The sequence below is a fragment of the Microbulbifer sp. GL-2 genome (assembly GCF_007183175.1).
GTDB lineage: Bacteria > Pseudomonadota > Gammaproteobacteria > Pseudomonadales > Cellvibrionaceae > Microbulbifer.
In genome coordinates this window covers 1,744,103-1,755,930 of sequence record NZ_AP019807.1, presented here as the reverse complement: position 1 = coordinate 1,755,930, position 11,828 = coordinate 1,744,103, and the positions used below count along the sequence as shown (strand labels likewise).

At 56.8% G+C, this 11,828-nt stretch carries 10 protein-coding genes and 1 pseudogene; 7 read left to right on the top strand and 4 right to left on the bottom strand.

Translation table 11 applies throughout. From position 1 onward, the window contains the following. Window positions 1-133 precede the first annotated feature (133 nt). Entirely contained in the window at window positions 134-1,492 is a 1,359-nt protein-coding gene (locus GL2_RS07685) for a S41 family peptidase (protein WP_143730101.1), read from the top strand. A 90-nt stretch (window positions 1,493-1,582) separates the two neighbouring features. Here the strand turns inward: GL2_RS07685 and hisF are convergent, their stop codons facing one another. The 4 genes and pseudogenes from hisF to hisB form a co-directional block, all read right to left on the bottom strand. Further along, complete coding sequence (gene hisF, locus GL2_RS07680) at window positions 1,583-2,344, bottom strand: imidazole glycerol phosphate synthase subunit HisF (protein WP_143730100.1); 762 nt, start codon at window positions 2,342-2,344, stop codon at window positions 1,583-1,585. Further along, entirely contained in the window at window positions 2,344-3,075 is a 732-nt protein-coding gene (hisA, locus tag GL2_RS07675) for a 1-(5-phosphoribosyl)-5-[(5-phosphoribosylamino)methylideneamino]imidazole-4-carboxamide isomerase (RefSeq protein ID WP_143730099.1), read from the bottom strand. Before hisA ends, hisF begins: the two co-directional genes overlap by 1 nt. 48 nt (window positions 3,076-3,123) lie before the next feature. Next, window positions 3,124-3,777, bottom strand: coding sequence for an imidazole glycerol phosphate synthase subunit HisH (gene hisH / locus GL2_RS07670; RefSeq protein WP_143730098.1), 654 nt, complete (start codon window positions 3,775-3,777; stop codon window positions 3,124-3,126). Further along, a pseudogene (gene hisB, locus GL2_RS07665) lies at window positions 3,777-4,363 on the bottom strand (imidazoleglycerol-phosphate dehydratase HisB). Before hisB ends, hisH begins: the two are co-directional and overlap by 1 nt. Before the next feature lie 101 nt (window positions 4,364-4,464). On the opposite strand from hisB, the gene GL2_RS07660 reads away from it, so the two are divergent. The 6 genes from GL2_RS07660 (at window position 4,465) to GL2_RS07635 (ending at window position 11,749) form a co-directional block, all read left to right on the top strand. Beyond that, entirely contained in the window at window positions 4,465-4,779 is a 315-nt protein-coding gene (locus GL2_RS07660) for a hypothetical protein (protein WP_143730097.1), read from the top strand. An 83-nt stretch (window positions 4,780-4,862) separates the two neighbouring features. Next, window positions 4,863-6,965 carry a TonB-dependent receptor gene (locus GL2_RS07655; RefSeq protein ID WP_143730096.1) on the top strand — a complete coding sequence of 701 codons (2,103 nt, stop codon included), beginning with the start codon at window positions 4,863-4,865 and terminating at the stop codon, window positions 6,963-6,965. 173 nt (window positions 6,966-7,138) lie between these two features. Further along, on the top strand, window positions 7,139-9,301 hold the full coding sequence (locus tag GL2_RS07650; protein ID WP_143730095.1) for an AsmA family protein: 2,163 nt from the start codon (window positions 7,139-7,141) through the stop codon (window positions 9,299-9,301). Window positions 9,302-9,541: 240 nt separating this feature from the next. After that, window positions 9,542-10,069 carry a hypothetical protein gene (locus tag GL2_RS07645; RefSeq protein ID WP_143730094.1) on the top strand — a complete coding sequence of 176 codons (528 nt, stop codon included), beginning with the start codon at window positions 9,542-9,544 and terminating at the stop codon, window positions 10,067-10,069. Between the two features lie 302 nt (window positions 10,070-10,371). Continuing rightward, the gene (gene mutY, locus GL2_RS07640) at window positions 10,372-11,457 is read left to right on the top strand and encodes an A/G-specific adenine glycosylase (protein WP_143730093.1); all 1,086 of its coding nucleotides are present in this window, start codon (window positions 10,372-10,374) and stop codon (window positions 11,455-11,457) included. Between the two features lie 16 nt (window positions 11,458-11,473). Then, window positions 11,474-11,749: an oxidative damage protection protein gene (locus GL2_RS07635; protein WP_020414063.1), complete on the top strand. Its 276-nt coding sequence runs from the start codon at window positions 11,474-11,476 to the stop codon at window positions 11,747-11,749. Window positions 11,750-11,828 lie beyond the last annotated feature (79 nt).

Below are 11,828 nucleotides of genomic sequence, written 5' to 3'. Positions count from 1 at the left end.
TGTAAGACCATTCGTTTTATCGCGACTAAGCCTGTGGCACTGTAGAAATTGGCGTCATATTAGAATCCCTGCCAATCTCTGCGGTCTACACTTTCGCAAAGCAGCGAAGAAATAAGGCAGAGGTCACAACAACATGTTCATCCCCAAGGCGCTGACCACCTTTCTCGGAGCGGCCACCCTCGCAACACTGCCGTTGATGGGTCTCAGCGAAGGCGGTAACCAACCAGATATCGCCGCCGAGACCGCCGGGCGCCTGCCACTGGAAGACCTGCGCAGCTTTGCCAAGGTGTTCGAGCAAATCCGCCAGGGCTATGTTGAAGAAGTGGACGACCGCACCCTGCTCGAATACGCCATTAAAGGCATGCTGCAAGGCCTCGACCCACACTCCTCCTACCTGGACCGCCGCTCCTTTGACGATCTGCAAGCCAATACTACCGGCGAATTTGCCGGCCTCGGTATCGAGGTTGGTATCGCCGACGACCACATTACTGTGGTAACCCCAATGGACGATACCCCCGCCTCGCGCGCTGGCCTCAAGGCTGGGGATGTAATCCTGCGTCTGGCAGGCAAGTCCATGAAGGGGGTCAGCTTGGATGAGGCCGTGGAATGGATGCGCGGCCCCAAGGGTAGCAGTGTCACTCTGACCATCGGCCGTAAAGGCCATAAGAAACCCTTCGACGTCACCCTCAAGCGCGACACTGTCCGCGTGCGCAGTGTGCGCAGCAGAGTCCTCGATGATGGCTACGGTTACTTGCGCATCAGCCAATTCCAGCTGGATACAGGCACAGATGTGGCAGAAGAATTGATCAAGCTGCAAAAGAAAGGCGCTCTCAAGGGCCTGATTATTGATCTGCGCAACAATCCTGGCGGCGTGCTGCAATCTTCCGTGGAAGTGGTCGACGCATTCCTGGAAGAGGGCCTGGTGGTCTACACAGAAGGCCGCAACGAGGCCGCCAACCTGAGCTACTCGGCCGAACCCGGTGACCTGACCGAGGGCGCTCCCCTGGTAGTGCTGATCAATGCCGGCTCCGCTTCAGCGGCGGAAATTGTCGCCGGAGCCCTGCAGGACCATCGCCGCGCCGTAGTCATGGGCACCGACAGCTTTGGCAAGGGCTCGGTGCAGACCGTCATTCCCATCAATAATGAGCGCGCCATCAAGCTCACTACAGCACTCTATTTCACCCCTAACGGCCGTTCGATTCAGGCCCAGGGCATCACCCCGGATATCGTGGTGGAACGGGTTAAAATCACCCGTTTGAAAGACTCCAAGCGACCCACCGAAGCCGATCTGGCTGGTCACCTGAACAACGGCAACGGCGGCGCCGATCGCACTTCTGAGGACCGCGCGCGCGAACAGGACGAGCGCGATAACTGGCTGGATCGCGACAACCAAATCTTCGAAGCACTCAATGTACTCAAAGGGCTGAATCTCTACGCTCACAGGAACAGGGGTCTGCGCGAACGCTTTGCCCACGCAGACGAAAAGCTGTAACTGGCGCGCGGCGGGCCTTACGGCCCGCTGCCAGCGCACCTGCTTCAACCTTTTCCAAAACCCAACTTACCAAGCGGCCATTCAATACACCTACAGGCGCATCTCTATCCCCGCTTCCTGCATATATGCCTTGGCTTCGGCAATGCTGTACTCGCCAAAATGAAAAATACTGGCTGCCAGTACTGCATCGGCACCGCCGTGTAGAACACCCTCCGCCAAGTGCTGGAGATTTCCAACGCCACCGGAAGCGATCACCGGCACTGGCACCGCCTCGGTCACCGCCCTGGTCAATCCCAGGTCGAAACCGTTCTTAGTCCCATCCCGATCCATACTGGTAAGCAGTATTTCCCCGGCACCGTACTCTGTCATTTGCCGTGCCCAGGCCACAGCATCAATGCCAGTGGGCTGGCGACCGCCATGGGTGAAGATCTCCCAGCGCCCCTCTCCCACCTGTTTGGCATCAATGGCCACTACAATGCACTGGCTGCCAAAGCGCTCGGCGGCCTCGCGCACAAACTCGGGATTTTTCACAGCCGCTGAATTGATTGCAGTCTTGTCCGCACCGGCATTCAGCAGGTTGCGGATATCTTGCAAGGTGCGCACACCGCCGCCAACGGTGAGAGGGATAAACACCTCGTGGGCCATTTTCTCCACTGTATGCAGGATAGTATCGCGCTGCTCGTGGGTGGCGGTGATATCTAGGAAGGTAATTTCATCCGCACCCGCTTCGTTGTAGCGGCGGGCAATTTCCACCGGGTCGCCGGCATCGCGGATATCGACAAAGTTAACACCCTTCACCACGCGGCCGTTGTCCACATCCAGACAGGGAATAATACGTTTCGCCAGAGCCATTATTTGTTCCGTTGGTCGCAAAGCTGCTGCGCTTCGCGCAGGTTCAACTTGTCTTCATAGATCGCCCTACCGGTAATCGCACCGTAGATTTCACCGGCATCCAACAGCTGTTCGATATCCTCGATACTGCTGACACCGCCAGAGGCAATAATAGGCGCCTGCACTGCGCGGGCCATTTCCAGGGTCGCCTCAATATTGACGCCCTGCATCATGCCGTCGCGGGCAATATCCGTATAAACAATAGAGCTGACGCCACAATCGGCAAAGCGCTTGGCCAGTTCTGTCGCCTTCAGCTCGGAGACCTCAGCCCAGCCCTCGGTAGCCACCAAGCCATCTTTGGCATCGAGTCCAACAATAATATGGCCCTCAAACTCGCGACACGCCTCTTCCACCAGCTTGGGATTTTTTACCGCCGCAGTGCCGATAATCCCCCACTGCACACCGGCATCCAGATAGCGCTCGATAGTGTGCAAATCGCGAATGCCTCCGCCAATTTGCACCGGTAAATCGGGAAACTGTTTGGCGATAGCAGTTACCGCTTCACCATTCACCGGGTTGCCGGCGAAGGCACCATTCAGGTCCACCAGGTGCAGGCGCTTAGCTCCCTCGTTCACCCAATGCTGGGCTGTAGCCAGGGGATCATCGGAAAATACAGTGGCGTCATCCATCTCGCCCTGGCGCAGACGCACGCATTGGCCGTCTTTTAAATCAATCGCGGGAATTACAATCATGTCTTTTCTTACGTCGGCAGTAATTTCAGTGTGATCGGTGAGCTGGGTCTATTGGGCCCGGCCGTTCCAGTGGACAAAGTTCTTTAGCAGCTGCAAGCCAACCTCGGCACTCTTCTCCGGGTGGAATTGGGTGGCGAAGATATTCTCCCTGGCAACTGCGGCAGCCAGGGGGACACCGTATTCGGTTTGCCCGGCAATATCCGGATTTTCAGCAGCCGGCACATAGTAACTGTGGACAAAGTAGAAACGGCTGCCATCGGCAATATCGGCCCACAGGGGGTGGGACTGCCGCTGCTGCACGCTGTTCCAACCCATATGGGGCACTTTGAGCCTCTCCGCACCCTGCGCTTGAGGAATGTTATCGCCGAAGAACTTCACCGGCTCCGGGAAAATCCCCAGGCAATCAACGCCATTATTCTCCTCGCTGTGGTGCATCATGATCTGCATACCCACACAGATACCCAGCACCGGGGTACCTACACTGATGGCCTCACGAAGCAGTGGCGAAAAACCCGCATCGACAAACCCCGCCATACAATCCCGAATGGCACCCACACCGGGCACCACCAGGCGCTCTGCGCCCTCGGCCTGCTCCGGAGTTTGTGCCAGCATCACCTCGGCCTCCGGCGCCACCTTGTTCAGGGCGCTGGCCACCGAGTGCAGGTTGCCCATACCGTAATCGAGTACAGCGATCTTCCCCATCACAGGACTCCTTTGGTGGAGGGCATGGTGCCGGCCATACGGGGGTCCGGGGTCAACGCCATACGCAGGGCGCGGCCGAAGGCCTTGAATACTGTCTCCACCTGGTGGTGGGCGTTATAGCCACGCAGGCAATCAATATGCACCGTCACCAGCGCGTGATTTACGAAACCCTGGAAAAACTCATAGAAGAGTTCAGTATCAAAATTGCCGATACGCTTTTGAGTGAAAGGCACTTCCATCACCAATCCGGGGCGGCCGGAAAAATCGATCACTACTCTGGAAAGGGCCTCATCCAGGGGACATAGCTGTGGCCGTAACGGGTCATCCCCTTTTTGTCCCCCAGCGCTTCGGTAATGGCCTTGCCCAGGGTAATGCCTATGTCTTCCACCGTATGGTGATCGTCGATATGAATATCGCCGTCGCAGCTAATGTCCATGTCGATCATGCCGTGACGGGCAATTTGATCGAGCATATGCTCCAGGAAAGGAACCCCAGTCGCGAACTTGCCATGACCTTGGCCGTCCAGGTTAACGCTGACTTGAATCTTGGTTTCCAGGGTGTCACGGGTGACGCTAGCTGTACGCATCGAAAGCGATCCTTATTTGCACGATAAGACAGAGGGCGCAAATTATAGGATGAATGACATCCCCTGTGGCTCTCTAGTGTCAGATGAAACTTGATTCGTAATTGTTTAGCCCTATCATGCACCGCATGGTTACTCTAAAGCGCCGAAAATCCCAATACTGGGCCAGCCTGTTCCTGTTACTCGCCGTAGTAGCAGCTCAGCCGCTGTGGGCGGAGCACTTTCACCTGGGTAGCACCCAAGTGGAGATGTGTGACCTGTGCTGCATGCATTCACCTGCAGCACTCGGCAGCGAGCCATTGCTCGTACAGGCTGAGCCCCAAAGTCACTATGAACGGCCCTCTGCGCCAACCGCGCGCGATTGCCAGCCAGAGCGCCAGAGTGCGCGCGCCCCTCCCTTCTTCCTGTCACTCAGCTAACACCCAAAAACCGATATTTTTTTAGTGAATGCCCGCGCTGGAGCGCGTATGGCATTGTCCGCCTGTGACAGGAATAAAAAACAATGACTAAGTTCAATACTTTGGCCCTGGCTATTGCCAGCCTGGCCGTGCCCGCTATTTGCGCCGCAGAAGACAGCAACAAACTGGAAGAAGTTAACGTCACCGTATCTCCCCTGGATAAGCCCGCCGACGCAGTAGCTGCCCCGGTATCCGTGCTCTCCGGCGAGACCCTGCGCAAAGCCGCTTCCGCCACCCTGGGCGAAACCCTAAAGAACCAGCCGGGAGTGGCCAACGCCTCCTTTGGCAGTGGCGTGGGCCTACCGGTTATCCGTGGCCAGAGCGCCAACCGGGTGAAGATCCTGAACGACAACCTGGATGTCTCTGACGCCTCCAACACCAGCGCCGATCACGCCGCCAGTATCGAACCTCTACTGGCGGAGCGCATCGAGATACTGCGCGGACCGGCGGCACTGCGCTACGGCAGCGGCGCTATCGGTGGGGTGGTAAATATTATCGACGGTCGCATCCCCACTGAGGTACCCGAGGAAGTTGAAGGCGCGGTTGAGATGCGCCACGACACCGCCAATAGCCAGGATGCCTCGGTATTCCGCTTTACCGGCGGTGCCGGGCAGCTGGCCTGGTACTTCGACGGTGTCTACCGCGAAAATGACGATACGGAAATTCCCGGCCTCGCTATTGTCGAGCACGAGGAACACGAAGAGCACGACGAGGACGAAGGCGAGCACGAGGAAGAGTTCAACACCGACGGCTACGTCGGCAACACCAACGCCCGCGCCCACAGCTACAGCGGTGGAGTTTCCTGGATTACTGAAAGTGGCTATATCGGTCTGTCAGTAAACAAGCTTGAGAACAACTACGGCATTCCCCTCGGCACTCACGAGCACCACCACGAAGAAGAAGAGCACGACGAGGACGATCACGAGGAACACGAAGAGCATGAGGAGGAGAGCGAAGTCGAAGCTGTGCGTATCGATATGGCGCAGACTCGCTACGACCTCAAAGGCGAGCACCGCTTCAACAGCAACTATTGGGACAAATTGCGTTTGCGTATCGGCTATAACGACTACGAGCACGTAGAGTTGGAAGAGGACGCAGCCGGTACCCGCTATGCCAACGAAGCCTGGGAAGGGCGCTTGGAAATCACCCACGACAGCGGTAGCGAGTGGCGTGGCGCCTATGGCCTGCAGTTATCCGATAAAGACTTTACCTCTGACGAAGGGGCATTTATCCAGCCCTCCCGCACCCGCAGCGCCGGCCTCTTCACCATGAAGGAACGCGAATGGGGCAACTGGCACCTGGACCTGGGCGCGCGTATTGAGCGTGTCGATGTCGATCCTGAGTACGAAGAAGACCGTGACTTCAACCTGTTCAGCACCAGCGCTACCCTGCAGTACTTCCTGCAAGAGCACCAGCATATCAGCGTCGGTGCCACCCGCTCCGAGCGCGCCCCGGTAGCCGAAGAGCTGTTTGCCGACGGCGAGCACCTAGCCGAGGGCACATACTTAATTGGCAACAGTGACCTGGACAAAGAACGATCCATTAACCTGGAGTTGGGCTATCACCACCACAACGAAGCGGCCAGTGGCTGGCATGCAGCGCAGATTGAAGCCAGCGTCTTCTACAACCGCATCGGCGACTACATCTACGCGCAAAACACCAATGAGTTGTTTGAAGAAGAGCTGCCCATCTACGCCTATGGCAACCGCGATGCCACCTTCTACGGTGCTGAAGCCTCGGTGAAATTTCCCCTGCGCAGCAACTTCCACCTGACTCTGTTTGGCGATGTTGTGCGCGCGAGCTTCGACGAAGATATCGCTGGTGAGAGTTCCGATGTGCCGCGCATGCCTCCCCTGCGCCTGGGACTCGCCCTGGGAGCGGAATACGAACAGTGGGGCTGGGAGTGGCGCACCACTGAAGCTGCAGACCAGGATCGTGCTGGCGCCTACGAAGAGGAAACCGACGGCTATACCCGCATGGACCTGAGTGCACACTACAACTTCAATATTGGCAGCAGCGACGCGGTGATTTTCGCCAGCGCCCGCAACCTGCTCGACGAAGAAATTCGCAACTCCACCTCACTACTGCGCGACTACGCTCCTGAAGCTGGTCGTAGCGTCGAAGCCGGTGTGCGGTTTATTTTCTAAGACACAACTGCTTCAATGACCCCGCGGCGCGCCCAGCCCCGCGGGGCTACATCTCCTACACTTCCCGAATAACTTCTTTGTAGAAATGTGCGGGAACATCGAGTCGTACCGCGGCGTCTGACGTGTATCTACACGACAAATCTTCTACGAAATAAACAGGGACAATCCACTCCATGGCCTGGATCAAGCGCACTTTTATCGCTCTACTGGTCGTTTTCCTGCTGCTCGCCGGTGCTGTTGCCTGGCTTTTGGCCGGTCTCGACGTAAACCAGTACAAACCACAGCTGGAAAAACTCGCTGCCAAGCAGGGGATTTCCCTGCAATTGGAAGGTGATATCGGCTGGCAGCTTTGGCCAAAAATAGGGCTGCAGCTAAACGATGTTGCCCTGGCACCGCTGCAGCTACCTAAAGAAACCCTGGTGCGCGCTGATAAGATTGCTGTGGGCGTCGCCCTCAAACCACTGTTACAGCGCCGTGTACAAGCCGAAGAAATCGTCTTGGTGGCACCACAAATTGAGTTATCTGTGGATAAAGAGGGCCGCGGTAACTGGGAGCTGATCAGCGAAGCCCTGGAAGCACAGAGCAAGCAACCTCCTAAATTGGAAATTCCCAAGGAAACCGAGGAGCCTAATCAACAGCAACAGGTACAGCTCAGCCTGGACAAATTGCGTATTGAGAATGGCCTGATCTCCTACACAGACGCCCGCACCGATAAAGCCTATAAAGTTGAAAACTTACGCGTGACCGCTGACAACCTGGTGCCCGGCGGCGAACCGGGGCAGCTCAGCGCCGACGCCAGCGTGAGCGGCAATGACCTGCGCCATCCCCTCAACTTGAAACTGGACAGCACTCTGGCGTTGGACGAGGGCCTCAATGGCCTGCGCTTGCAACCCCTGCAGCTAACCTTCAGCGCCGACAACAACGCCAAAGCCTCTGTACACCTACGCGGTTATGTACGCCGCGATAACAGTAATCAGCCCTGGCGTGTACAAATGAATCTCAACGCCAGCGCCGACCCCCTGCGCCCTTGGCTTGAGCTTACCGGTACCGAAGTGATCACCCGTGACAGCGCCGTATTACAGAAGCTGAATATCGAAACCAGCCTAGAGGGCACAGAGCAAAAACTGGACCTGACTCCTCTGCAACTGCAACTGGACAGCACCACCTTCAGCGGCAACGCCCAACTGCGCAATGCAGAAATGCCGGGGCTGGACCTGAGCTTGCGCGGTGGTGCCTTTAATCTGGATAGCTACCTCCCCCCTTCCGAAGAGAATCAAGGTGGGACCACAGAACAGGCGGCTGCCTCTGAAACCACAGCGCAAGACGCCAAGACAGTTCAAACTCCAACATCCGCTGAAACTATCAGCGCGCAACAAGCCGAAAAGAAAGCCAAGCCCAGGGCCGGTGAACAACAGGACACTGCCCAGCAAGTACCCGCAGAGCCCCTGCCCCTCAGCGCCCTACGCGGCTTTACCGCCAATATCAATCTGGCCCTCGACCAGTTAAAGGCCGCCGATCTGCAGTTGGACAGCCCGGAAATACAACTCACCGTGGATAACGGTCTTTACCAGCTGCAGAAGCTGAGCGCCGATATTTACGGCGGGCAGCTCAATAGTAACGGCCAGTTTAATGCCCGAGCCCAGACTGCAGAGGGCCAGGCGCGCGGCGGCCTCACCGATGTGGATATCGGCAAAGTCCAAAAAGCTCTGTTCCCCAGTGAGAAAGTGCAGGTCACTGGCGAAGCCAGCGTAAACTGGGATGGACGCACCAAGGGTAAAACTTCTGAGGATTTGCAGAAAAACCTGGTCGCCGCGGTCAATGTCTCCAGCAAGGAACTCTCCATAGCACCGTTCAACCTGGAAAAAAGCATGTGCCAGCTATTCAGCTATGCGGAAAATACCCCATTGCCAGACAGGAACTGGCCCGCCCAGACCGGCCTGCAGGACGTGCGCGCCACCATCGCTGTAAAGGGCGATGAAGTAAAGGTGACCGAAATCCTTGCAGGCATTGAGAATATCGCCATGACCGGCGATGGAGAGATAGATTTACAGAAACAGGATTTCGACTTTGCCCTCGGTCTCGCCCTGGTCGGCGAGAGCACCTCTGCCGATGGTTGTACTGTTAAGAACAAGCGCTGGCGCAACCGCCCGCTACCCTTACGCTGCAAAGGCGACTTCGACGATGTAGGCCCAGGCACCTGTAAACCCGACAGCCGCCGCCTTGACGACCTGGTACGTGAGGAACTGAAATACAAAGCCAAGAAAAAATATGGGGATAAGGTAGAAGAAAAAGTCGATGAGCTGAAAGAAAAATTGAAAAATCTCTTCGGCCGTTGATCAGAGCCGCACCGGGCCTCGCCCGGTGCGCAACTCCGGTCCCACTATCCCACGCCACCCAAGCTCTCACTACCTCCAATTCCAAATTAGTTTCAAGATTCCGCTCAGAGGGCAGCATTGTTGCAGGCTGCTTAGATTTTTTTCCTAGCGCACCTCAACTTCCTTACTGTTTACACATTCTTTTCCCAATATCAGCCCGATCTCAACGAAATCAATTGGTCATATAAAGGGAATAACAAAATGCCAACGATGGTCCGAGAGCAAGACAATAACTCCAAGCAGGTGATCGCGAGGCTGGTCACTGCTACCAAGCACCACAAGCCTGATGAGGTGGAGTGGGGTAACGACCGGGTTAACTGCTACGCCTGGGCTGCGAACTGCGAGGCCCCAAACTCGGGCAAGCCCAACCCCGGCTCCAACGCCGGCTATGTAGCAACTTTGGAAGATGCCAGCCTGATTGAGGGAGCCAAGCGCGATGGTATGGCCTATGTGGCCAACGCCCCAGCAAACGAGCCACCGCCTTTTTCAGAGGGTTGCTACTGCGTTGCCCTGTATAAGTCCGCAACCGATCACCACTGGTACCGGCGGGACCCGAAAACCGGTATCTGGACTCACAAACCAGGTCCTCATGGGGTGAGAAATTACGGCCCCAATTTTGTGGTCCTGCCCGAGCAGCTGGAAATGGCAAACCATAACTACGGCCTGGCTGCCACCAATTATCGCTTTGTGGCCTATTTCTATGTGGTGGAAGAAGGCATTCAGGTCTGATGGCTGCATCGTGAGGAACAAGTACCGACGCAACCGCCCACGGCCCCTGCGCTGCCAGGGCGACTTCGATGATGTGGGCCCTGGCTCATGCATACTCGACATCCACCGCCTCGACGACCCGGTGTGCTAGGAGCTGAAATACAAAGCCAAGAAAAAATATGGCGATAAGGTGGAAAAAAAGGTCGACGAACTGAAAGAAAAATTGAAAAATCTCTTCGGCCGTCGATCAAAGCCTCACCGGGCCACGCCCGGTGCGCAACTCCGGCCCCAATATCCCACGCCAGCAACCTCGCAGTACCTTCATGACTCCAAAGCAGTTCCAAAATGCCGCTCTCAAGTGGTTCGATAAACACGGACGCAAGGACCTGCCCTGGCAGCAGGATATCAATCCCTACCGTGTATGGGTTTCCGAGATCATGCTGCAACAAACCCAGGTGAGTGCTGTAGTTCCCTATTTCGAGCGCTTTATGCGGAGCTTCCCCACCCTGGAAAGTCTCGCCGTTGCGCCGCTGGATAAGGTACTGGCCCACTGGAGCGGCCTCGGTTACTACGCCCGCGCGCGCAACTTGCACAAATGTGCGCAGACAGTTTCACAAGAGTACGGCGGGGAATTTCCACAGGATGTAGAAGCGCTCATCGAGTTGAGCGGTATCGGCCGCTCCACTGCCGGCGCTATCGCCAGTATCAGCATGGGACTCAGGGCACCGATCCTGGATGGCAACGTAAAACGGGTACTGGCCCGCTTTCATGCCGTGGCAGGCTGGCCGGGGCAGACTGCGGTAGCCAACAAGCTGTGGGAACTGGCCGAGATTTATACCCCGAATAAGCGTGTCAACGACTACACCCAGGTCATGATGGACCTGGGCGCCACCCTGTGCACCCGTTCCAAGCCCAGCTGTAGCGACTGCCCGCTAAAAAAATCCTGCGTGGCCCACGCCCAGGGCAACCCCCAGGATTACCCCGGTAAAAAACCGCGTAAGGAAAAACCGGTACGCAGCGCCACCATGCTGCTGATGGAATACGAGGGCGAACTTTATCTGGAGCAGCGCCCCGCTAGCGGCATTTGGGGCGGCCTCTGGTGCCCACCCCAGGCAGAAGACCCTAAGGCTTGGCTCAAGCAACAACGCTGGCGCGCCAGTGAAATACAAACGCTGCCGGTACTGCGCCATACCTTTACCCACTTTCATCTGGATATTTCCCCGGTGTGGATAAAAATCGACAAAGTCCCCGCGCAGGTAGCCGAGAGCCGCGCCGGCTGGTATAAACTGCGGCGTCTAAACCGCGCCCGCGCGGCCCAGGAACTGGGGCTACCCGCCCCGATCGTAAAGCTGGCAAAACAATTACTGGCGCTGCAGGCGCCGCTGCTAGCCCCAACTACGGCCGACTAAAAACTAGGAGGAGTCCATGTCCAGAACCGTATTCTGCCGCAAGTACCAAGAGGAATTGGAAGGCCTGGACGCACCGCCTTTTCCCGGCCCCAAAGGCGTGGATATCTTCGAACACGTTTCCAAAAAAGCCTGGAAGGAGTGGATGTCACACCAGACCATGCTGATTAACGAGAAGCACCTCAACATGATGGAGCCTTCCAGCCGCGCCTATTTGAGCGAGCAGATGATGAAGTTCCTCAGTGGTGAAGAGTACGACGCAGCCGATGGTTACGTACCCCCGGAACAGCAGTAACAAGGCCCTGTAAACAGCCCCCGGCAAAGAAGAAAAACTTTTTACAATCAAGGGGTTGACTCTGCCTCGGGGAAGGGCT

Coding starts and splice junctions, on each gene's coding strand:
- hisH (WP_143730098.1), bottom strand. CDS start 3,777: ATGGGGAAGATCGCTGTACTCGATTACGGTATGGGCAACCTGCACTCG.
- mutY (WP_143730093.1), top strand. CDS start 10,372: ATGACTCCAAAGCAGTTCCAAAATGCCGCTCTCAAGTGGTTCGATAAA.
- GL2_RS07645 (WP_143730094.1), top strand. CDS start 9,542: ATGCCAACGATGGTCCGAGAGCAAGACAATAACTCCAAGCAGGTGATC.
- hisF (WP_143730100.1), bottom strand. CDS start 2,344: ATGGCTCTGGCGAAACGTATTATTCCCTGTCTGGATGTGGACAACGGC.
- hisA (WP_143730099.1), bottom strand. CDS start 3,075: ATGATTGTAATTCCCGCGATTGATTTAAAAGACGGCCAATGCGTGCGT.
- GL2_RS07650 (WP_143730095.1), top strand. CDS start 7,139: ATGGCCTGGATCAAGCGCACTTTTATCGCTCTACTGGTCGTTTTCCTG.
- GL2_RS07635 (WP_020414063.1), top strand. CDS start 11,474: ATGTCCAGAACCGTATTCTGCCGCAAGTACCAAGAGGAATTGGAAGGC.
- GL2_RS07655 (WP_143730096.1), top strand. CDS start 4,863: ATGACTAAGTTCAATACTTTGGCCCTGGCTATTGCCAGCCTGGCCGTG.
- GL2_RS07685 (WP_143730101.1), top strand. CDS start 134: ATGTTCATCCCCAAGGCGCTGACCACCTTTCTCGGAGCGGCCACCCTC.